At 69.3% G+C, this 19985-nt stretch carries 18 protein-coding genes; 8 read left to right on the top strand and 10 right to left on the bottom strand.

Annotation, left to right across the window (positions count from 1 at the left end; all coding sequences use genetic code 11):
* Positions 1-7 precede the first annotated feature (7 nt).
* On the top strand, positions 8-2035 hold the full coding sequence (locus OMP44_RS08410; protein ID WP_280307338.1) for a 2Fe-2S iron-sulfur cluster-binding protein: 2028 nt from the start codon (positions 8-10) through the stop codon (positions 2033-2035).
* Between the two features lie 76 nt (positions 2036-2111).
* Positions 2112-3011, top strand: a complete 900-nt coding sequence (locus OMP44_RS08405) for a LysR family transcriptional regulator (RefSeq protein WP_280307713.1) — start codon at positions 2112-2114, stop codon at positions 3009-3011.
* Here OMP44_RS08405 and OMP44_RS08400 read toward each other — a convergent pair.
* Genes OMP44_RS08400 through OMP44_RS08385 form a run of 4 tightly spaced genes read right to left on the bottom strand, consistent with a single transcriptional unit; the run spans position 3005 to position 6879 of the window.
* Positions 3005-4459: an aldehyde dehydrogenase family protein gene (locus OMP44_RS08400; protein ID WP_280307337.1), complete on the bottom strand. Its 1455-nt coding sequence runs from the start codon at positions 4457-4459 to the stop codon at positions 3005-3007. The two genes, OMP44_RS08405 and OMP44_RS08400, sit on opposite strands and share 7 nt — an antisense overlap.
* A gap of 29 nt (positions 4460-4488) precedes the next feature.
* Positions 4489-5337, bottom strand: coding sequence for a GNAT family N-acetyltransferase (locus OMP44_RS08395; protein ID WP_280307335.1), 849 nt, complete (start codon positions 5335-5337; stop codon positions 4489-4491).
* Between the two features lie 26 nt (positions 5338-5363).
* Positions 5364-5753 carry a RidA family protein gene (locus OMP44_RS08390; RefSeq protein WP_187979230.1) on the bottom strand — a complete coding sequence of 130 codons (390 nt, stop codon included), beginning with the start codon at positions 5751-5753 and terminating at the stop codon, positions 5364-5366.
* Positions 5743-6879, bottom strand: a complete 1137-nt coding sequence (locus OMP44_RS08385; RefSeq protein ID WP_280307334.1) for an alanine racemase — start codon at positions 6877-6879, stop codon at positions 5743-5745. The genes OMP44_RS08390 and OMP44_RS08385 overlap by 11 nt, the downstream gene beginning before the upstream one ends.
* 95 nt (positions 6880-6974) lie before the next feature.
* Between OMP44_RS08385 and OMP44_RS08380 the strand changes: the two genes are divergently transcribed.
* The 5 genes from OMP44_RS08380 (at position 6975) to OMP44_RS08360 (ending at position 12190) form a co-directional block, all read left to right on the top strand.
* Positions 6975-7883 carry a LysR family transcriptional regulator gene (locus tag OMP44_RS08380; RefSeq protein WP_280307333.1) on the top strand — a complete coding sequence of 303 codons (909 nt, stop codon included), beginning with the start codon at positions 6975-6977 and terminating at the stop codon, positions 7881-7883.
* A gap of 144 nt (positions 7884-8027) precedes the next feature.
* Positions 8028-9491, top strand: coding sequence for an NAD-dependent succinate-semialdehyde dehydrogenase (locus tag OMP44_RS08375; RefSeq protein WP_280307332.1), 1464 nt, complete (start codon positions 8028-8030; stop codon positions 9489-9491).
* Between the two features lie 143 nt (positions 9492-9634).
* Positions 9635-10924 carry a 4-aminobutyrate--2-oxoglutarate transaminase gene (gabT, locus tag OMP44_RS08370; protein WP_187979227.1) on the top strand — a complete coding sequence of 430 codons (1290 nt, stop codon included), beginning with the start codon at positions 9635-9637 and terminating at the stop codon, positions 10922-10924.
* Between the two features lie 55 nt (positions 10925-10979).
* Positions 10980-11669: an HAD family hydrolase gene (locus OMP44_RS08365; protein ID WP_187979226.1), complete on the top strand. Its 690-nt coding sequence runs from the start codon at positions 10980-10982 to the stop codon at positions 11667-11669.
* A gap of 29 nt (positions 11670-11698) precedes the next feature.
* A complete protein-coding gene (locus OMP44_RS08360; RefSeq protein WP_007161776.1) occupies positions 11699-12190 on the top strand; it encodes an Lrp/AsnC family transcriptional regulator in 492 nt (163 codons plus the stop codon).
* Between the two features lie 52 nt (positions 12191-12242).
* Here OMP44_RS08360 and OMP44_RS08355 read toward each other — a convergent pair whose 3' ends face one another.
* On the bottom strand, positions 12243-12956 hold the full coding sequence (locus OMP44_RS08355) for a cupin domain-containing protein (RefSeq protein ID WP_280307328.1): 714 nt from the start codon (positions 12954-12956) through the stop codon (positions 12243-12245).
* A gap of 231 nt (positions 12957-13187) precedes the next feature.
* Here OMP44_RS08355 and OMP44_RS08350 point away from each other — a divergent pair, with 231 nt between their 5' ends.
* The gene (locus OMP44_RS08350; RefSeq protein WP_280307326.1) at positions 13188-14114 is read left to right on the top strand and encodes a 2-hydroxyacid dehydrogenase; all 927 of its coding nucleotides are present in this window, start codon (positions 13188-13190) and stop codon (positions 14112-14114) included.
* 18 nt (positions 14115-14132) lie between these two features.
* On the opposite strand, the gene argE is transcribed toward OMP44_RS08350, so the two are convergent.
* From argE to OMP44_RS08325, 5 genes are read right to left on the bottom strand one after another with little or no spacing between them, the layout of a single operon-like run.
* On the bottom strand, positions 14133-15284 hold the full coding sequence (argE, locus tag OMP44_RS08345) for an acetylornithine deacetylase (RefSeq protein WP_280307325.1): 1152 nt from the start codon (positions 15282-15284) through the stop codon (positions 14133-14135).
* Positions 15281-16441, bottom strand: coding sequence for an NAD(P)/FAD-dependent oxidoreductase (locus OMP44_RS08340; protein ID WP_133861766.1), 1161 nt, complete (start codon positions 16439-16441; stop codon positions 15281-15283). Before OMP44_RS08340 ends, argE begins: the two co-directional genes overlap by 4 nt.
* On the bottom strand, positions 16438-17853 hold the full coding sequence (locus OMP44_RS08335) for an FAD/NAD(P)-dependent oxidoreductase (RefSeq protein WP_280307323.1): 1416 nt from the start codon (positions 17851-17853) through the stop codon (positions 16438-16440). Before OMP44_RS08335 ends, OMP44_RS08340 begins: the two co-directional genes overlap by 4 nt.
* Entirely contained in the window at positions 17838-18143 is a 306-nt protein-coding gene (locus tag OMP44_RS08330) for a (2Fe-2S)-binding protein (protein ID WP_133861768.1), read from the bottom strand. Before OMP44_RS08330 ends, OMP44_RS08335 begins: the two co-directional genes overlap by 16 nt.
* A complete protein-coding gene (locus OMP44_RS08325; protein WP_133861769.1) occupies positions 18140-19984 on the bottom strand; it encodes a nickel ABC transporter ATP-binding protein NikE in 1845 nt (614 codons plus the stop codon). The genes OMP44_RS08330 and OMP44_RS08325 overlap by 4 nt, the downstream gene beginning before the upstream one ends.
* Position 19985 lies beyond the last annotated feature (1 nt).

Genomic DNA, 19985 nt, shown 5'->3' with positions numbered 1-19985 from the left:
CAAGGTCATGCACGAGCCCCTACCCACCTGGCACGCCGGGGAAACCTTCATCCAGGAACGGCTAGGCGTCCGCGAGCGCCTGGAGGCCCTGGGGCCGCGGGTGATCCGGCCGTTCATGCCCGACCAGCATCGGCAGTTCTTCGCCCAGCTGTCCTTCGTGGTACTGGGCAGCGTGGATGCCGCGGGCGACGCCTGGGCGACGATCCTGGAAGGCCAGCCGGGCTTTATCGCCTCGCCCACGTCCACCACCCTGGATATCGCCGCCCGCCCTGCCAGCGAGGATCCGGCAGCGCCCGGACTGGGCGCAGACGCGGCCGTGGGCCTCCTGGGCATCGAGTGGCATACCCGCTGCCGCAATCGCATGAACGGCATCCTCAGCCCCACAGCCCAGGGACTGCGCGTGACGGTGGACCAGAGCTTTGGCAACTGCCCGCGCTATATCCAGCTGCGCGACCTGAGCTTCGCTCACGAACCGGGCGCCGCCCCGGCCACGCCCGGGGAGCAGCTCGCCAGCCTGGATGTGGCGGCCCGCGCGCTCATCACCAGTGCCGATGCCTTTTTCGTCGCCTCCTACGCCGACCAGCAGGACCAGCGACGGGTCGATGTCTCGCACCGCGGTGGCAAGCCGGGCTTCGTCCGGGTAGACGCCGAGGGCTTGCTGACCATTCCCGACTTCAACGGCAATCTGTTCTTCAATACCCTGGGCAATGTCGTCGCCAATGGCCGCGCCGGACTGCTGTTCGCGGACTTGGAGCGCGGCGATCTGCTGCAGCTGAGCGGGACCGCCGAGGTGCTGTTCGACTCGCCCGAGATCGCCGCCTTCGAAGGCGCCGAACGCCTCTGGACCTTTCGCCCCCAACGTATCGTCCGTCGCCGTGGTGCCCTGGCGTTGCGCTGGCAGGCGCAGCCCGGCGGCGAGTCGGACAGCAGTCGGCTGACCGGCAGCTGGGCGGAAGCCAAGCGGCGCCTGCAGGCCAGGGCCCAGGACCGCACCTGGCGTCCGCTGCGCATCACCCGGATCGTCCAGGAGAGCGCCACCATCCGCTCCTTCCACCTCGAATCGGTGGACGGCGCAGCCCTGCCCCCCTACCAGGCCGGTCAATTCCTGCCGATCCGGGTGACACCCGAGACGGGGCAATCTTCCCTGGTGCGAACCTACACCCTGACCTCCCTCCCCGCCGACGGCCATTACCGCATCAGCGTCAAGCGCGACGGCCTGGTCTCGCGGCTGCTGCACGGCCAGCTGCGCGAAGGCGACCTGATCGAGGCCCGGGCACCCGCCGGCGACTTCACCCTGGCGGTCTCGGCGGAGCGCCCCCTGGTGTTCCTCGCCGCCGGGATCGGTATCACTCCGTTGCTGGCCATGCTGCGCCAGGCGGTCCATCAGGGTCGGCGGCCAGTCACGCTGTTCTATGGCGCGCGGACCCAGGCGGAACGGGCCTTCGACCGGGAGCTGAGCGAGCTGATGGCCAGGGCTCCGGAAACGCTACGGGTGATCAGGGTGCTGAGCGATCCCGCTGCTGCCCTCCCCGGGGTGGACTATGACGTCGCCGGGCGCATCGACATGGCACTGCTGGGCCGCCAGCTGCCCTTCGGTGACTATGACTTCTACCTCTGCGGTCCCGCGGCCTTTACCCAGGGCCTCTATGACGGCTTGCGCGGTTTTGGTATCGAGGATGCCCGTATCCATGCCGAAGCCTTCGGTCCGGCCGGCCTGGTGCGCAGCGGTGCGGCGACGGCGGCGACCGTACGGCCTGCCGCGGCCACCGAGGCCGTCCGGGTGCGCTTCGCGGCGTCCGGCCAGCACGCGCAGTGGACGCCCGCCTCCGGCAGTCTGCTGGAGCTGGCCGAGGCCCAGGGCCTGGAGCCCGCCTTCAGCTGTCGCGAGGGGCACTGTGGCAGCTGTCGCACGGGACTGCTCCAGGGCGCGGTCACCTATGCCGAGGAACCCGCCGCGGCGGTCGCCGCCGACCAGGTCCTGCTCTGTTGCGCGCGGCCCGCGGCCGGGTCCGTACCGCTGGAACTCGATCTCTAGGCTGGCCTGCCTGGCCGGGTCGACTACCATGGACGTCTTGCCGGGCCGCTCCGGCGCCCTGAGGAAGACCCCGCAGATGGATCGTTGGCAGGCGATGCGCGTGTTCGTGAAGGTGGCCGAGACCGAGAGTTTCGCCCGCGCCGCCCGGGATCTGCACCTGAGCGCCCCGGCGGTGACCCGCCTGGTGGCGGGCCTGGAAGCGCTGGTCGGCGCCCGCTTGCTGGTGCGCACCACCCGTTCGGTGAAACCCACCGAGGCCGGTGCGCGCTATCTGCAGGATTGCCGGCGCATCCTCGGCGACATCGCCGAGGCGGAACTGGCCGCGGCCGGGCACTACGCCAAGCCGGTCGGCACCCTGGCGATCACCGCGCCGCTGCTCCTCGGCCAACTGCACGTATTGCCGCTGGTGCTGGACTACCTCGAGCGTTATCCAGACGTGCGCGCCCGGACCTTCTTCGTCGACAGGCCGGTGAACATCGTCGACGAAGGCATGGACATCGCCCTGCGCATCGGTCATCTGGCCGACTCCGGCCTCACCGCCATTCAGGTCGGCTGCATGCGGCGGGTGGTCTGCGCCGCGCCCAGCTACCTGGCGACCCGTGGCGTCCCGGGGACGCCCGCCGCGCTGCGCGATCACCGCGTCCTGGTGTCCCACAGTGCCTGGTCGTCGCTGGAATGGCGTTTCGCCGGGGGACAACGGGTGGTGGTCGAGCCTTTGCTGCACAGCAACACCAATGCCGCCGCGATCAGCGCGGCCGAGAACGGTCTGGGCCTCACCCGCGTGCCCCACTATCAGATCGCCCAGGCCCTGGCGGACGGCGTGCTGCAACTGGTACTCGAAGACCACGAAGAGGCGCCGCTGCCGGTCAATCTGATCTATCCCGAGGGCCGCCAGGCACCGGCCAAGGTCCGGGCGTTCATCGACTTGGCGGTAGCGGGATTGCGGAGCAATCCGCTGTTCAACCCGCGTCAGTGACCGAGGATCGCCTTGGTCTCCAGGTATTCCTCCAGGCCGTGGACGCCATATTCGCGCCCGTTGCCGGAGCCCTTGTAGCCGCCGAAGGGTGCGCAGGGGTTCCAGGCCGGATAGTTGAGATGGACCTGCCCGGCACGAAGACGGGCCGCCACCGCGGCGACCTGGTCGGGATCCCGGCCCTGGACGTGGGCACTGAGGCCATAGCGGCTGTCGTTGGCGATGGCGATGGCTTCCTCGACGAAACCATAGGGCAGCAGGCAGAGCACCGGCCCGAAGATCTCCTCCTGGGCGATGCGCATGTCGGTGGTGACCGCCGAGAAGACCGTGGGCCGCGCATAGAAGCCTACGGGCTGATCCTCCGGGCGGCCCGGCCCGCCACAGATTAGCCTGGCGCCCTCCGCCAGGCCGCTCTCGATCAGTTCCTGCACCCGGGCGAACTGGGCGCCATTGGCCAGGGGACCATGGGTCGTCGCGGGCGCCGGGGGATCGCCGACCACGAGGCTGGCCACGGTGGCCGCCGCCAGGCGCTCCACCTCCGCCAACTGGGCCTGGGGCACCAGCATCCGCGTCGGCGCGCTGCAGGATTGGCCGCTGTTACGGAAGGCGGCCAGCACGCCCTTGGCCACGGCCGTCTCGAGGTCGGCGTCGGGTAGCAGCAGGTTCGGCGACTTGCCACCCAGCTCCTGGGTCACTCGCTTCACGGTGGCGGCGGCGGCCCGGGCCACCTGCACCCCGGCGCGATTGGAGCCGGTGATGGAGATCATGTCGACCTCGGGATGCTCGGCCAGCGCGGCGCCGACGGTGGGGCCGTCACCGTTGATCAGGTTGAACACCCCGCCCGGTATCCCCGCGTCATGGACCGCCTGGGCGAACAGCAAGGCGCTCAACGGCGCCAGTTCACTGGGCTTGAGCACTACCGTGCAGCCAGCGGCCAGCGCCGGCGCGACCTTGGCGGTGATCTGGTACAGCGGCCAGTTCCAGGGGGTGATGAGGGCGCAGACGCCGATGGCTTCGCGGCGGATGCGCAGCGTACCCTCGCTGCGCTCGAAGGCGTAGTTGAGCGCGACCTCGCGCGCGACGCGCAGATGTTCCAGGGCCAGGGGCACCTGCAGGGCGCGCGCCGCGGCCAGGGGCGCGCCCATCTCCCGGGAGATGACCTGGGCGAAGATTTCGCTGCGCTGCGTCAGCAGGCCATGGAGTCGCTCCAGCAGCCGGGCCCGGGCGGCCGGGGTACGACCGGACCAGTCGCTGAAGGCCGCGCGGGCGGCCTGTACGGCCCGATCCACCTCGGCGGCGCTGCCCAGGGCCACGTCGGCCAGGGGACGTTCATTCGCCGGGTTGATCACCCTGACCCGTTCCGGGCCAGCGGCGGGCACCCAGCGACCGTCGAGATAGAAGTGGCTGGTGGTCCGGGGATCGATCAGGTCGTGCAGCGTGGCGTCCAGCATGGCGGTGTCTCCTGAAGATTGAACGCGACTTAGCCCAGCGCCTGGGTCACCAGGGCGAAGGATCGGACACTCCCCGACGATCGTGGCGGCGTGCCTCTGGCCATGCGCGGGGCGCGATCCACGCAGGCCAGGCCGGCGGCTACCAACCAGTCGGCCAGGCCGCAATCGGCGAGGATGTCGATGCGCACGAATTCACCCTGCGTCGCCTCCAGCAGCGGGGCGATCAGGGCCTTGGCCGCCTCGGCATCCGGCGCTACCACAGGGCCTATCACCAGGCCCCGGCCGAAGTGTCTGAGCAGGGCCAGACCCTGCAATTCACCCGCCCGCTCCAGCCCCAGCACCTGCAACGCCTCGGGCAGCAGCTCATCCAGCAGCCGAGTACGCTGCAGACCGCTGGCGGCGTTGGCCAGGGCGATCGCCTGCGGATAGTCGGCCGGCGCCAGGCGGCGGCAGCGCGACTCGGCGAGCACCGGCGCGGCGGGCGCACTGGCCAGGCAGCCCTGGTGCTGCTGGATATGGTCGAAGGTCGCGAAACCCAGGCTGGCGTACAGCGGGGCGCCCGCCTCGGTGGCATTGAGGATGGGCGTGCGCGGCGCCGTGGCGTCCAGGCACAGCTGCATCAAGCGCCGGCCGATCCCCTTGCCCTGCTGCTCATCGCTGACGATCACCAGGCCGATGGACGAAAAGTCGCCCTGGTGGCAGGCGAAGGCGATGCCCACCAGTTGCCCCTCGTGTTCGGCGACGAACCCGTCGGCGGTGCGCTGGACCAGGGCCCAATCGGCTTCCCGATGCGGCCAGCGCAGCCGTTGCGACAGCGCATGGGCGGCCGGCAGGTCCCGGGCGGTGGCGGGGCGATAGCTGTAGGTCGAGGCGTTCATGAGCGCTCCTGGTGGGATGTCCGGGATCAGCAGGCGCGGGCCAGCGCCTCGATCTCGACGAGATAACCATGGTGCAGGTGCGGCACGGGCACCACCGCCCGCGCCGGGCGATGGTCGCCCAGGTACCCGGCATAGAGGCGGTCGAAGGTGGGCCAATGCTCGACACCCACCACATAGACGGTCACCTTGAGCAGATCCTGCGGCCCACGCCCGGCGGCGGTCAGGATGGCGCAGAGGTTGTCCAGGGCGATGCACGCCTGATCGGCGAAGCTCGCCGCCATGCTGTGACTGCCATCGGGCCGCACCGGCAGTTGCCCGGAGACATACAGCAGCCCCTGGTAGGCCACCGCCTGGCTGTAATGCCCACCAGGTGGCGCGGCGGTGGCGGTCTGGATGAATTCGGGATCAACGGCCATGCAGGCGACTCCAGGCAGTGAGGGCGCCGGTGGCGTCCACGGCGTGATAATGATCGAACTGGCCACCGGTGGCGCAGGCATGATTGGGCAGGACCCGCAGGCGACTGCCCACGGGGAAGCGCTGCTCCAGATCGGCGGGCGCCCCTCCCGCGAAGCTGATCATGCCGTGCTCCTGATTGGCGCCGGACAGGAGCGCGCCTTCGAGCCAGGTCCCGTCCAGGTCACAGACCTGGCCGTAACCGAAATCGCGGTGCTGCCGCTGGGTGCCGCGGTCGCGACTCAGCGCCATCCAGCCGGCGTCCACCAGCACCCAGCCCTTTTCCGGCTGGTGGCCGATCACCGTGGTGAGGACACTCAGCGCCAGGTCGTCGGCGCGGCAGATGCCGACGTTGAGCATCACCAGGTCCTGGAAGACATAGACCCCGGCACGCACCTCGGTGACGCCGGTCAGGTCCCGGGCCGACAGCGCCGTGGGTGTCGAGCCGATACTCACCTGCGGACAGGCGAAGCCCTGGGCCCGCAGCTGCTCGGCGGCCGCCACGCAGAGGGCGCGCTCCTGCTCGGCCAGCGCCTGTAAGGCCGCGGCCTCGTGCAACTCGTAGCTGGAGCCGGCGTGGGTGAGCACACCCACGAGAGTCATGCCGCCGGCCCGCAGCACCTCGGCGATCTGCAGCAGTTTGGGATCGTCCGGCTGCAGGCCGGCGCGATGACCGTCGCAGTCGATCTCCAGCCAGACGTCGAAGGCTTCGGCATGGCGCTGTCCGGCTTCGACGATGGCGCGCGCCCCCGCCAGGCTGTCGGTGAGGATGCCGAGCCGGCAGCCCCGCCGCCGCAGCGCCCGCACCTGCTCCAGCCGCGCCGGGGCGATGGCCACGGCATAGAGCACGTCGGTGATGCCCAGGGCGAAGCAGGCCTCGGCCTCCTGCAGCGTGGAAACGGTCACGCCCTCGGCGCCCGCGTCCAGTTGCCGGCGCATCACCGCCTCGCTCTTGCTGGTCTTCACGTGGGGCCGCAGGCGTACGCCGAGGGCGTCCATGCGTGCTTGCATGAGCTGGATGTTGCGGGTCATCCGCGTCTCGTCGATGAGCGCGGCGGGGGTGTCGAGGGTGAGCAGGGACGGGGTCATGGCAGGGACTCGACCAATGGGCGTTGGCTCGACTGTACCCAGCCAGCCTGAACCTGTGCTTCAATTCAATTGACTCATTCCTTCAGCTCAGATTAATGATCGCCATCGAAGACCTGCGCCTGATGGTGCTGCTGGCCCGTTCCGATTCCTTGAGCGCGGCGGCGCGCGCCCTGAACGTCTCGCCGCCCGCCCTCTCCACTCGGCTGCGCAGGCTGGAGACGCGGCTCGGCGTGGCCCTGGCCAATCGCGATGCTCGGCGGCTGAGCCTCACCCCCGATGGCGAACGCCTGGCCCAGGAATGCGTCGAGCTGCTCGAACGCCTGGACGCCCTGCCCGAGGCGTTCGCCCGCCACGACCAGCCATTGGTGGGTACCCTGCGCCTGGCGGCACCCTTCGGCTATGGTCGCCAGCGCATCGCTCCGCTGCTGGCCCGCTTCGCCAGCCTGCATCCAGGCGTGCGCCTGCAACTGGACCTGCGCGAGACGCCCTGGCCCGATCGACACGACAGCGACGCGGTCATCCATATCGGCGCCATCGAGGACAGCTCCTGGATCGCCAAGCCCCTGGCGCACAACGAGCGCTGGCTGTGCGCCAGTCCCGCCTACCTGGCCGAGCACGGCGTGCCCGGGGAGCCGCAGGACCTGCTGCGGCACCGCTGCATCTGCATCCGCGAGAACGACGAAGACGTGACGCTCTGGCAACTCCGCCACGCTGAGGAGCGCCGGACACTGCGCATCGAGCCCGCGCTGCTGACCAACGACGGCAGCGTGGCCCGACGCTGGGCGGAACAGGGTCAGGGCATCGTGCTGCGCTCCGAATGGGACGTGGCCGACGCCATCGCCCGCGGCGCGCTGGTCCGGTTGCTGCCGGACTGGCGTTTCGACCGTGCGCCCATCACCCTGCTGGTCCCCGCGCGCAAGCAGCGCAGCGCCCGGCTCCAGGCGCTGGCGCGCTTTCTCGACCGGGCGGTGAAGGGGCTGGAGGCGGACACCGACGCGCAATAAAGGCAACGTCCGAGGGCCGCCGCAGAAACTGCGGCGAGGCGGTGAGGAACACCGCGGGCAGCGCTCAGGCACCCTGCATTTCGGCATTCGCCACCGTGGCCGCTCCTTAGACTCAGGGGCTGACCTGCCACTGGGAGCGCCACCATGCCACTGCACCCCGATCTGCGAGACCCACGCCTGTTCAAGGAATCCGCCTATGTCGACGGTCACTGGATAGCCGCCGACAACGGCGCTACCTTCGCCGTGGAAAATCCTGCCACCGGCGCCGTCATCGCCCAGGTGGCGGCGCTGGAGGCGGCGGAAACCGCCCGCGCCATCGCCGCCGCGGAAGCGGCCTGGCCGGCCTGGCGCGAGCGTCCGGCAGCCGAGCGCGCGGTCCTGCTGGAGCGCTGGTACGCATTGATGCTGGAGCATCAGGAAGACCTGGCCCTGCTGATGACTCTGGAACAGGGCAAGCCCCTGGCCGAGGCGCGCGGCGAGATCGCCTATGGCGCCAGCTTCGTCAAATGGTTCGCCGAGGAAGCCCGGCGCAGCTTTGGCGACATCCTGCCCGCCCCCGCCCGGGATCGCCGGGTGCTGGTGCTGCGGCAACCGGTGGGGGTCGCCGCCGCCATCACCCCCTGGAATTTCCCCAACGCCATGATCACCCGCAAGGCCGCGCCGGCGCTGGCCGCCGGTTGCCCGGTGGTGATCAAGCCCTCGGACCTCACCCCGCTGTCGGCCCTGGCGCTGGCCGAACTGGCCGAGCGCGCCGGCTTTCCGCCCGGCGTATTCAACGTGCTCACCGGGATGCCCGCCGGCATCGGCGGCGAACTGACCGGCAACCCCGCGGTGCGCAAGCTGTCCTTTACCGGCTCCACGCGCATCGGTCAGCTGCTGCTGGCCCAGTGCGCGGCCACGGTGAAGCGCACCAGCATGGAACTGGGCGGCAATGCGCCCTTCATCGTCTTCGACGACGCCGATCTGGACCTGGCCATCGCCGGGGTGCTGCAGAGCAAATTCCGCAACGCCGGCCAGACCTGCGTCTGCGCCAACCGCATCCTGGTGCAGGACGGCATCCACGACCGCTTTGCCGAGCGGCTGGCCGCCGAGGTGGCCAAATTCAAGGTGGGCAACGGCCTGGAGGCCGGCGTGACCTTGGGTCCGCTGATCAATCGCCAGGCGGTGGACAAGGTGGCGCGCCATGTCGACGACGCCCTGACCCAGGGCGCCAAGGCACTGTTCGGCGGACCGCCCGGCGGCCGCGACAAGTTCGTCGCCCCCACGGTGCTGACCGGCGCCACGGCGGACATGCTGCTGGCCCGCGAGGAGACCTTTGGCCCGGTGGCACCGCTGTTCCGCTTCCGCGACGAAGCCGAGGCCCTGGCGCTGGCCAATGCCACGCCCTACGGCCTGGGCGCCTACTACTACACCCAGGACCTGCGCCGCGCCTGGCGCGTCGGCGAACAGCTGGAATTCGGCATGGTGGCGCTCAACACCGGCACTCTGTCGATGGAGGTCGCGCCCTTTGGCGGCGTGAAGCAATCCGGCCTGGGCCGCGAGGGCTCGCACCTGGGGCTGGACGAGTACCTGGAGGTCAAGGCCTGGCACCTCGGCGGCCTCGACTGAAAGCCATTGGCGGCAGGCAACCGAAAATGCCGCCGCCCCCAAGCAAAACAGCCGATCACGATGCCGGGGCTGGCAACTTCAGCGTTACCGACCCTGCGGCCTGCGTAGGCTGGAACTCTCGCCCCTGCCTGGAGTATCGCTGCATGAATTCCGCTGCCAAAGCCACCGACCGCCTGCTGGGTCTTCGCGAACAAGGCGTGCCCCGCGGCATCATCACCGCCCATCCCGTCGTGGTGGCCCGCGCCCAGGGCAGCGAAGTCTGGGACGTGGACGGGCGTCGCTACCTCGATTTCGTCGGCGGCATCGGCGTGCTCAACGTCGGTCACAACCATCCACGGGTGGTGGAGGCCGTACGCCGCCAGGTCGGAGAGATCTCCCATGCCAGCTTCCAGGTGATGGCCTACGAGCCCTACCTGGAGCTGGCCAGCCGGCTCAATACCCTCATCGGCGACGGCGAAGCCTACAAGACGCTGCTGCTGACCTCCGGCGCCGAAGCCGTGGAGAACGCCATCAAGATCGCCCGCGCCCACACCCGGCGCCCCGGGGTGATCGCCTTTCGCGGCGGCTTCCATGGCCGCACCCTGCTCGGCGTGACCCTCACCGGCTTCGCCCAGCCCTACAAGCAGAACTTCGGCCCCTTCCCCGGCGACATCTACCACGCGCCCTACCCCGATGCCTTCCGCGGGGTGGATAGCCAGCAGGCCCTGGCCGGCTTGCGCGAAGTCTTCGCCACCCAGATCGCGCCCGACCAGGTGGCTGCCCTCCTGATCGAACCGGTGCAGGGCGACGGCGGCTTCCGCCCGGCGCCGGTGGAATTCCTCCAGGCGCTACGCGCCCTCTGCGACCAGCACGGCATCGTGCTGATCGCCGACGAGATCCAGACCGGTTTCGGCCGGACCGGCAGCCTCTTCGCCTTCCAGCAGACCGGCGTCCAGCCCGACCTGGTGACGGTGGCCAAGAGCCTGGCCGGTGGCCTGCCGCTCTCCGGGGTGGTCGGTCGCGCCGCCATCATGGATGCGCCCCTGCCCGGCGGCCTCGGCGGTACCTACGGCGGCAACGCCCTGGCCTGCGCCGCGGCCCTGGCGGTGCTGGACGTGTTCGCGGAAGAGGATCTGGTGGCCCGTGGCGTCGCCCTCGGCGAGCAGCTGCGCAACGGTCTGCTCGAGCTGCAGCGGCGGCATCCACGCATCGGCGAGGTGCGCGGCCGCGGCTTCATGCTGGCGGTGGAAATGGTCGGCGCCGATGGCCAAAGCCCGGACGCCGCCCTCGCCCAGCAGGTCATCGACGGCGCCCGCCAGGCGGGCCTGCTGGTGATCAAGTGCGGTGTCGAACGCAACGTCATCCGCTTCCTGGCACCGCTGGTGACCACCGAGGCACAACTGGCCGAAGCCTTGCACATGTTCGGCCAAGCCCTCGCCCAGGCCGGTGCCTGAGGTCGAACGTAACGCCGCCTGATATCGGCAGAGCGGCGCCAAGGGGAAACCGACCATGAGAATCACGCGTTACCAGGCCATAGGCTTTTCCTGCTACGGCACCCTCGTCGACCGCGAAGGGGGCATCCTCGAAGCCCTGCGCCCCCTTGTGGCGCAGGCGGGCCTCAGCACCCATCCCGACTGGCTGCTCGGCAGCTATCACCGCCTGGCCCGCGAGCTGCGCCAGGCCACGCCCAACGCCAGCCAGACCAGCCTGCACCTGCGTATCCACCAGCGTCTGGCGCAAGAGTTGCAGCAGGAAGACGATCTGGATGCCAGCGTGGCCTTTGGAAACGCCACGACGTGCTGGCCGGTGTTCGAGGATGCGCCGGGCGCGCTGCAGTACCTGAGCAAGTTCTATCGATTGGTGTTGCTGGCCTCGCCCGATGACGGCGAGGCCGCGGCGGTCACGGCACGCTTGCCCGAGGTGTTCGCCGCCGTGATCCCCAACCGCGGCGGCGATCTGCGCCTGGCGCTGGACAACACCCTGGAAGAGCTTGGCCTGGCGCGCGGGGATCTGCTGCCGGTAAGGGGCAGCGAACCGGACGACCCCTGGAACCCCCTGGTGGATTTTCCGCTGTGTACCTTGCGCCGTGATCGCTCGCGGCCCTGGAACCTTTCACGGCAGGCCCTGGATGGCACGCGGTGCGAGTACGCGAGTCTCGCCGACCTGGTGCATGCGCATCAGACCGCCCTGCGTGCCTAGCCTGACGTTCACGACTGCGAGGAACGACGATGGACGCCGCAACAAAACTGGACCGCATCGACATCAACATCCTGGTGCAACTGCAGAAGGATGGCCGGATGACCAATGTCAGTCTCGCCGAAGCCGTGGGCCTCTCGCCCAGCCCCTGCCTGCAGCGCGTCAAGCGCCTGGAGGCGGCCGGCTACATCAGCGGCTACGAAGCCCACGTCAACCTCGCCAAGATCGCCAACTCGGTGACGGTCTTCACCGAGGTCACCCTTTCCGACCACAAGCGCGCCGACTTCGTGAAGTTCGAATCCTTCATCCGCGGGGTCGACGAGATCCTCGAATGTCACCTCATCAGCGGCGGGTACGACTACCTGCTGCGGTTCATGTGCAGCAGCATCGGCCACTACCAGGAGCTGATGGAATCCATCCTCGACCGCAACGTCGGCATCGAGAAGTACTTCAGCTACATCGTCATCAAGTCGCCGGTGGTCAAGAACGCCCTGCCGCTGCGCAGCCTGATCAAGGCCGGCTGACCACCCTCGCCGCGACGCTCCACCAGCATCCCGCTGCCGGAGCGTCCTCTTCTCAGCGCAATATGCAATAGAGCTTGCGCACCCGCTCCCGGCTGTCCCAGGCCATGGGGGTCTCCGCGGGTACCAGCACCGCCTCGCCCGCCCTGATGCTGCAGGGCGCTTCACCCTCGACGGCCAGGGTCACCGAGCCGGCATAAAGCAGCATCAGTTCGCAATGGGGATTGGTCACTGCCTTGCGCACGTAGCCGGTGCATTCCCACATCCCTACCCGCAGGGCGCCGCCGCCGCTTTCGAACAGGTCGCAGCCCGTGGCAGTGGGCGCCGGGCTGAGCAGCACGCTGGCGGCCGGTGGCGGCGAAGGCTCACGCACGGCGGCCGGATCCAGCAGTAATGGCGCCGACGGCATCGGGCCTTCGCTGGCGCGGCCGGGAAAGGCCATGAACAGGCGGCGTAGCTCGCCACTGTGGCGCCAGCGGCAACTCAGGCCACGCGGCAGGATGAAAGCATCGCCGGCCTTGAGCTGCAGGGCGCCACCGGCCCACTCTAGCTGCAACTCGCCCGCTTCGAGAATGCTCACCTCCACCCAGGGAAAGTCATCCAGCTGGCAATCGGCGGAGTGGCTGGTGGCGCTGCCCATGACATAGCCCAGGCGGCCGTCGTGCAGGTGCAGTTCCCGGCCAGCGGCCAGGGGATCATCGTGCAGGGGTTGCAGCGCGCGCGGCAACTGGCGGTCATTGGGCGGTTGGCAGTAGTGCAACAGGGGCATGGCGAATCCTCACGACCAGAGGCGCGGCGGGCATGCCGCGGACAGGGTCAGTATCGACCGCCACGACGGCCGGGATATGGCGTTTCCGTCGCGACGCAGCACAGAAGCTGCCGTTTTTCCCAGATGCGGCGCAGTTTCCGCCGCACCACCGATCATGACGGCGACGCCTGGGATTTCAGGACAAACTACCGCCCCCTTGCGCCATCCTTGAGCTTTGCCGGAGACCTTTCCATGACGCTGCTCTACAAGGCCGATCCTGAACGCGGCCAGGCCTGGCGCCGCCTGTTCCAGGAACGCGCGCCCGATATCGAATTTCGCCAGTGGCCAGAGGTGGGCAACGCCGACGAGGTCCGCTACCTGGCCTGCTGGCAACCACCAGAAGACCTCGCCAGCCGCTTTCCCAACCTGGAGGTGTTGTTCGCCACCTCGGCCGGGGTCGATCAGTTCGACCTGAGCCTGCTGCCTGCCGACCTGCCGGTGGTGCGCATGCTCGATCCCGGCATCGTCGCCGGCATGGTGGAGTACGCGACGCTCATGGTCCTGGCCCTGCATCGCCAGCTGCCGCGCTACCTCGACCAGCAAGGTGCGGGGCGCTGGCAGGAACATGCCCTGGTGACGGCGGAGAACAGACGCGTCGGGGTGCTCGGCCTTGGCCAGATCGGCCAGGCGGTGCTGGAGCGCCTGACGAGCTTTGGCTTCGCGCTGTCGGGCTGGTCACGATCGCCCCATGAGCTGCCAGGGGTACGCTGTCATGCCGGCCCCGATCAGCTGCCCGCCTTTCTCGCCGACTGCGAGATTCTCATCTGTTTGCTGCCGCTGACCCGGGAGACGCGTGGAATTCTCGATGCCGAACTGTTCGCCGCCCTGCCTCGTGGCGCCAGCCTGATCAACCTGGGACGTGGCGCCCAGCTGGTGGAGGCCGATCTGCTGGCGGCCCTGGACAGCGGTCAGCTGAGCCAGGCGATACTGGATGTGGTGGAACCAGAACCGCCCACGGCCGACCATCCCTTCTGGCAGCACCCGCGTATCTGGCTGACACCCCACGTGGGCGCCATGACGGTGCCGGAAACGGCCTTCACGGTCTTGCTGGAGAACATCCGCCGCCACCAGCGCGGTGAGCCGATGCAGGGTTTGGTGGATCGGCAGCGGGGGTATTAGCCGAGGCTCCGGGTGGCCTTAGCCCAAGGCCACTCGCAACCGTCCGAGCAAGGCATCGCAGGCTTCCAGCTGGCTGATCTCGACGTATTCATCGGGCTTGTGCGCCTGTTCGATGCTGCCGGGCCCGCAGACCACCACCGGGGTGTCCAGCCGATTGGCGAAGAGGCCGCCCTCGGTGCCGAAGGCCACCTTGAGCTGCGCCGTCCCCGGCTCGACCAGGGTCTGCAGGAAGCGCACGGCCTCGACGCTGGGATGGGTATCCAGTCCGGGATAGGCGTTGACCGTCTCGATTTCGATGGCGGCCTTGGCTGAGGTCTGTTGTGCCTCCCTGACCAGGCTGTCCGCCGTTTCCTGCAGCGCGGCGACCAGGCTGGCGGGATCGTCCGCCGGCAGATGGCGAATCTCGAAGTCCAGGGTGCAGAGGTTGGGCACGATGTTCAGCGCCTTGCCGCCGTCGATCCGCCCGACATGCAGGGTGGTATAGGGAATATCGTAGGCCGCGTCGTGCGCGCCCTCTTCCGCCAGCCGCCGCTGGCTGGCGCGCAGGGCGCCGACCAGGTCGCTGGCCAGGTGGATGGCGTTGACGTGCCGCGGCGCCAGGGAGGAATGACCTTCCTGGCCATGGCAGTGGGCGCGCAACGCGGCCTTGCCCTTGTGGCCGAGGGCGACCTGCATGTTCGTGGGTTCGCCGACGATGCAGAGGAAAGGTCGCACGGGTGCCATTTCCAGCACATCCAGCAGTCGCCGTACACCGACGCAGCCGATCTCCTCGTCGTGGGAGAGCGCCAGCTGCAAGGGTCGTTTCAGCGGTTCACCACGAGCGGCGTCCAGCAGCGCCACCACCGCACAGGCGACAAAGCCCTTCATGTCGCAGGCGCCGCGGCCATGGATCCGGCCCTCCTTGAAGGTCCCCGCGAATGGCGGCAGCGTCCAGGCCTGGCCGGCCACGGGTACCACGTCCGTATGCCCGGAGAGCAGCACGCCGGGCACGTCGCCTGGGCCGACGCTGGCGAAGAGATTGGCCTTGCACCCGCTCTCGTCGAGCACCAGGCGGCAGGCGATACCGGCGCCTTCCAGCAGGCCCTGCACATGCTGGATCAGCGCCAGGTTGGAGTCGGCGGAAACGGTGGGAAAGCCGATCAGGGTGCGCAGCAGGTCCTGGCTGTTCATCCGGCGAGGCTCTCGCTGCGCGGTTGCGCGAAGCGGCCGATGTCGAAGGCCGCCAGGGGCGTCTCGGTACGCCCGGTGGCGATCAGCTCGGCCATGGTATCGCCCACGCCCGGGCCGAGCTGGAAGCCGGCGCCACAGAAGCCGAAGGCGTAGTAGAGGCCGTCCACCTGACTGCTGGGACCCATGATCGGCAGGTCATCGACGATATAGCCCTCGACCCCGCTCCAGGTACGGATCACGTTGATCCGCCCCAGCGCCGGCGCCAGGCGGCGCAGCTGGGCCAGTTGGTTGAGCATGCCATGGGGCTCGGCCCGGGCCAGGCGGGTATCCAGGTCCGGTCGGGTGCGGAAGCAGCCGCCAAAGATGACGTTGCCCCGGGGGATCTGGCGGAAATAGATGGTCTCGCTCACCAGCGGCGAAGACACGCCCACGGTCTCGCGGAAGACATAGGGCAAGGGCTCGGTGACCCCCATCTGCGGGCCGTGGGTCTCGATGGGCACCGGCTCGCCGAACTGGCTCGACAACCGGCTGCCCCAGGCACCGGCGGTGATCAGCAGCCGTGGCGCCTGATAGCGCCGGCCATCGGCGGCCTGCACCAGGAAGTCACCGCCCGGCTTGGTGACCTGGGTGATCTCGACCCCTTCCTGGAGATCGACGCCTTCGCGCACCGCGGCGCGGGCGAATGCCGGGGCGGCCAGGCGCGGATTGGCGTGGCCATCGTGGGGCGCATAGGAGCCGGCCACCACCTCGGGGCCCAGATAGGGAAACTTCTCGTGCAGCGCCGCGCCTTCAAGTACCTGAAGTTCCAGGGCGGCGGTCTCCGGCGCCCGTGCATACTCGTGCAGCATGGCGATGCGCGCCGGATCGTAGACCACCCGCAGATGACCGCCTGGAATGAATTCCAGATCGTCACCGATAAGCTCCGGCAAGCGACCCCAGATCCCCCGCGACCGCGTGGCCAGCGCGACCTGACTCAGGTAGCGGCCCTGACGGCGGACATTGCCGAAATTGGTGCCACTGGCGAAGCGCCCGACCTGGTCACGTTCCAGCAGGAGCACCGACAAGCCCCGGCGACGCAGGAAAAACGCGCTGGCGCTGCCCATGATGCCGGCGCCGACGATGATGACATCGGCCCGGTTGGCGGCCTGTTGACTCATGATGAAACCTCCTCTTCGCTGGTCACGATGCCCAGCGGCAATGGCCGGATCGGCGCCTGGCCACGCAGGCGGCCGACGGTTTCCACCGGCACCCCCGATTCGGCGGCGATGATCTCGGCCCCGGCCTGGGCGCAATAGCGACCCTGGCACCGGCCCATGCCGACCCGGCTGAAGGCCTTGGCGCGGTTGGCTTCACGGGCGCCCTTTTCACGCACCACGGCGCGCAGTTCACCGGCGGTGATGCCTTCGCAACGGCAGACCACCGCGGTGTCCGGCAGACTGGCCATCTGCCTGGCCGGCCAGGGAAAGGCCTCGGCCAGGCCCAGGCGAAAGCGCTCCTGCACCGCCAGCGCCTCGCGGCAGCGCTCGGCGAGGCCGCCGGGCGCCGTGCGGCCGAGATCGGTCAGGACCGCGCAGGCGGCCAGTCGCCCGGCCAACTCGGCGCCGTCGGCGCCCCGTACCCGCGCCCCATCCCCGGCGGCATAGACGCCGGGCGTGGAGGTGCGGCCGTCGCCGTCCAGTTGTAGCACCCACTGGCCGGTCGCCTGCTCGAATTCGAAGGCGCAGCGGGCCAGGTCGCCCAGCTGGGTTTCCGGACGCAGGTGATACCCCAGGCCCACGGCGTCACCTGCTACCTCCTGGCGCAAGCCACGGGCATCGGCGAAGGCCACGCCGGCAACCCCCTGCTCGGCATCGCCGAGAATCTCCAGTGGCGTGACGCCGAAATGCAGCGGCACACCGGCGCGCCTGAGCGCGGCCATGAGCTGTACGCCCTTCCAGGCCACACCCGGGCGGGCCAGCAGCTTGGGCGTCGCCAGTGCACGCAGGCGCAGCGGCGCGGTGTCGAGTACCGCCGCCACCGTGGCGCCGGCCTGCTGGTACTGGGCGGCAACGAGATAGAGCAAGGGCCCGCTGCCCATGAAGATAACCCGGCGGCCGATGGACACCGCCTGGGCCTTGAGGGCGATCTGGGCGCCACCCAGGGTATAGGTGCCGGCCAGATTCCAGCCCGGCACCGGCAGCAGCCGATCGCCGGCACCGGTACAGAGCACCAGGGCGTCGAAATCCAGGGTGCGCTGGCGATTGCCCTGCGCCGTATAGAGAGTGCGCTCGTGCAGGTGCCAGGCCAGGGTATCCGGGCGGTAGTCGAGGCGCCCACGCAGGCTGTCGAAGGTGCGGTGCAAGGCCTCGGCCTTGCCTGCCTCGCTGCCATAGAGGGTGGCGTAGGGCCGCTGGAAACCCTCGGGCTGACGTCGATAGATCTGGCCGCCATCGCGGCGATTCTCGTCGATCACCACCGGGGCGATACCCGCGGAAAGCAGGGTTTCCGCACAGCGCACGCCAGCCGGACCCGCGCCGACGATGACCACCCGCGGCGGGTTCGCGCCCTGTTGAACTAGGCCAGATTCCATACGGCCTCCGGTTGCGTGGTCAGGATCTGCAGGCCTTCGCGTACCTCGGTGCCGCAGGCGCGCAGGCGTTCGCCCTCGGCCGTCCAGACCCAGCAATCCTGGCAGGCGCCCATCAGGCAGAAGCCGGCGCGACGTTCGTCGCCGAATTCGGAGCGGCGCAGCGCCGGGCCGTTGGTGAGCAAGGCGACCATCAGGGTGTCGCCGGCCAGGGCGGTGACCGGCAGGCCATCGACACTGAGGCTGACTTGCGGTCGGCCGGTTTCGCCGAGACGCTGGAAGCGGGTAGTCATGCGCGAACTCCTTGGGTGTGCAGCACGGTACCGCCCTGCAGTCGTTGCAGGGCGTCACCGTCGTGATGGCAGAGGATGCGATTGCCACCGGCCAGCATCCGAGGCTGCGGCGGCACCCGGTCGCAGCGCCCCTCGATGCGTACCGGGCAGCGCTGCAGGAAGCTGCAGAGTCGGCCACTGGCGGCTGCCGACGGGACCCAGGGCAGCGGCGCACGGATCGGCTGTTCTTCCAGCCAGCCCTGACGCAGCTCGGGCACCGAGGCGGTGAGCAGGTCGGTGTAGGGATGCAGCGGCGGATGCTGCAAGGTGGCCGGCGTGCCCACTTCCACCGGCTGTCCGGCATAGAGCACCAGCACCTCGTCGCACAGGCTGCGCACCGTGGAGATGTCATGGCTGATGAACAGATAGGCCAGCCCCAGTTCGCGGCGCAGTTCGGCGAGCAGGTCGAGGATGGCGGCGCCGACCACGGTATCCAGCGCCGAGGTGACCTCGTCGCAGAGGATCAGCTCGGGTTCGGCCGCCAGTGCCCGGGCCAGGTTGACCCGCTGCTTCTGACCACCGGACAGTTCGCCCGGACGCCGACTGGCGAGGCTGGCCGGCAGCTGCACGCGGTCGAGCAATTCGCGGACCTTGCGCTGGCGGGTCGCCTTGTCGAAGGCGTGATAGGTCTCCAGCGGCCGCATGAGGATGCGCTCCACGCTGTGGGACGGATTGAGCGCCGTGTCGGCGTTCTGATAAACCAGTTGCACCCGGCGGAACTGCTCACGGGTGCGGCCTTCCAGGCCTGGCGGCAACAGTTCGCCGCCCAGGCGCACGCTACCCTGGGCCGGCGGCAGCAGGCCGGCGATCACCCGCGCCAGGGTCGACTTGCCCGACCCGGACTCGCCGATCACACCCAGGGCCTGGCCCTTGGCGATGCGCAGGTCGATGCCTTCCAGCACCCGGTAGTGCGGCAGGCCATCGGCGCCGAGGGAACCATAGCCCGCCACCAGATCCCTGACCTCCAGGATCGGCGCCGTGGTCTCCACGGTGGGCAGGCCTCGCTCCGCCAGGGGTTCCGGCCGGGCCGCGGCCAGCAGGCTGCGGGTATAGGGATGCCGGGCACTGGCCAGCAGCCGCTCGGTGCGGCGATTCTCATAGACTTCGCCACCATTGAGCACCAGGATGCGATCAGCCATCTGGGCCACCACCGCCAGGTCGTGGGAGACGTAGATGGCGGTCACGCCACGCTCGCGCACCACCTGCTTGAACACCCGCAGCACCTCGATCTGGGTGGTGACGTCCAAGGCCGTGGTGGGTTCATCGAGGATCACCAGGGTCGGATCGGTGATCAGCGCCATGGCGGCCATCAACCGCTGCAACTGACCGCCCGAGACCTGGTGCGGATAGCGCTGGCCGATGTGCTCGGGGTCCGGCAGCGCCAGCTCCTTGAAGAGTTGCAGCGCCCGCGCCTCGGCTTCCCGGCGGTTCAACACGCCATGGATCAGCGCGCTCTCGATGATCTGCTCCATGAGCCGCCGCGCCGGATTGAAGGCCGCCGCCGCGCTCTGGGCAATGTAGGCGACGGTGCGACCGCGCAGGCGCCGCAGGCCAGCGGCGTCCAGCTCCAGCACCTGGGTGTCGCCGACGCGGATCGAGCCACCGGCCAACCGACAGCCCGCCCGGGCATAGCCGAGCAACGACAGGGCGATGGTGGTCTTGCCCGAGCCCGACTCGCCGATCAGCGCCAGCACCTCGCCCTTGGCCAGGCTGAAGCCGACGTCCTTGACGATGGTGGTTTCACTGCCGTCGTCGCCCTGGGCGACCACCCGCAGGTCCTTGACCTCTACCAGCAATTCCATC

Origin of the sequence: Pseudomonas flavocrustae (assembly GCF_029872515.1) — a bacterium.
Lineage (GTDB): Bacteria > Pseudomonadota > Gammaproteobacteria > Pseudomonadales > Pseudomonadaceae > Chryseomonas > Chryseomonas aestiva.
This window is presented reverse-complemented; position numbering and strand designations above follow the sequence as displayed.

Excerpts from the sequence above, each read along its gene's own strand:
- OMP44_RS08375 (WP_280307332.1), top strand. The coding sequence starts at position 8,028 with ATGCCACTGCACCCCGATCTGCGAGACCCACGCCTGTTCAAGGAATCC.
- OMP44_RS08330 (WP_133861768.1), bottom strand. The coding sequence starts at position 18,143 with ATGACTACCCGCTTCCAGCGTCTCGGCGAAACCGGCCGACCGCAAGTC.
- OMP44_RS08350 (WP_280307326.1), top strand. The coding sequence starts at position 13,188 with ATGACGCTGCTCTACAAGGCCGATCCTGAACGCGGCCAGGCCTGGCGC.
- OMP44_RS08410 (WP_280307338.1), top strand. The coding sequence starts at position 8 with ATGCACGAGCCCCTACCCACCTGGCACGCCGGGGAAACCTTCATCCAG.
- gabT (WP_187979227.1), top strand. The coding sequence starts at position 9,635 with ATGAATTCCGCTGCCAAAGCCACCGACCGCCTGCTGGGTCTTCGCGAA.
- OMP44_RS08405 (WP_280307713.1), top strand. The coding sequence starts at position 2,112 with ATGGATCGTTGGCAGGCGATGCGCGTGTTCGTGAAGGTGGCCGAGACC.
- OMP44_RS08365 (WP_187979226.1), top strand. The coding sequence starts at position 10,980 with ATGAGAATCACGCGTTACCAGGCCATAGGCTTTTCCTGCTACGGCACC.
- OMP44_RS08355 (WP_280307328.1), bottom strand. The coding sequence starts at position 12,956 with ATGCCCCTGTTGCACTACTGCCAACCGCCCAATGACCGCCAGTTGCCG.
- OMP44_RS08335 (WP_280307323.1), bottom strand. The coding sequence starts at position 17,853 with ATGGAATCTGGCCTAGTTCAACAGGGCGCGAACCCGCCGCGGGTGGTC.
- OMP44_RS08325 (WP_133861769.1), bottom strand. The coding sequence starts at position 19,984 with ATGGAATTGCTGGTAGAGGTCAAGGACCTGCGGGTGGTCGCCCAGGGC.
- OMP44_RS08360 (WP_007161776.1), top strand. The coding sequence starts at position 11,699 with ATGGACGCCGCAACAAAACTGGACCGCATCGACATCAACATCCTGGTG.
- OMP44_RS08340 (WP_133861766.1), bottom strand. The coding sequence starts at position 16,441 with ATGAGTCAACAGGCCGCCAACCGGGCCGATGTCATCATCGTCGGCGCC.
- OMP44_RS08380 (WP_280307333.1), top strand. The coding sequence starts at position 6,975 with ATGATCGCCATCGAAGACCTGCGCCTGATGGTGCTGCTGGCCCGTTCC.
- argE (WP_280307325.1), bottom strand. The coding sequence starts at position 15,284 with ATGAACAGCCAGGACCTGCTGCGCACCCTGATCGGCTTTCCCACCGTT.
- OMP44_RS08390 (WP_187979230.1), bottom strand. The coding sequence starts at position 5,753 with ATGGCCGTTGATCCCGAATTCATCCAGACCGCCACCGCCGCGCCACCT.
- OMP44_RS08395 (WP_280307335.1), bottom strand. The coding sequence starts at position 5,337 with ATGAACGCCTCGACCTACAGCTATCGCCCCGCCACCGCCCGGGACCTG.
- OMP44_RS08400 (WP_280307337.1), bottom strand. The coding sequence starts at position 4,459 with ATGCTGGACGCCACGCTGCACGACCTGATCGATCCCCGGACCACCAGC.
- OMP44_RS08385 (WP_280307334.1), bottom strand. The coding sequence starts at position 6,879 with ATGACCCCGTCCCTGCTCACCCTCGACACCCCCGCCGCGCTCATCGAC.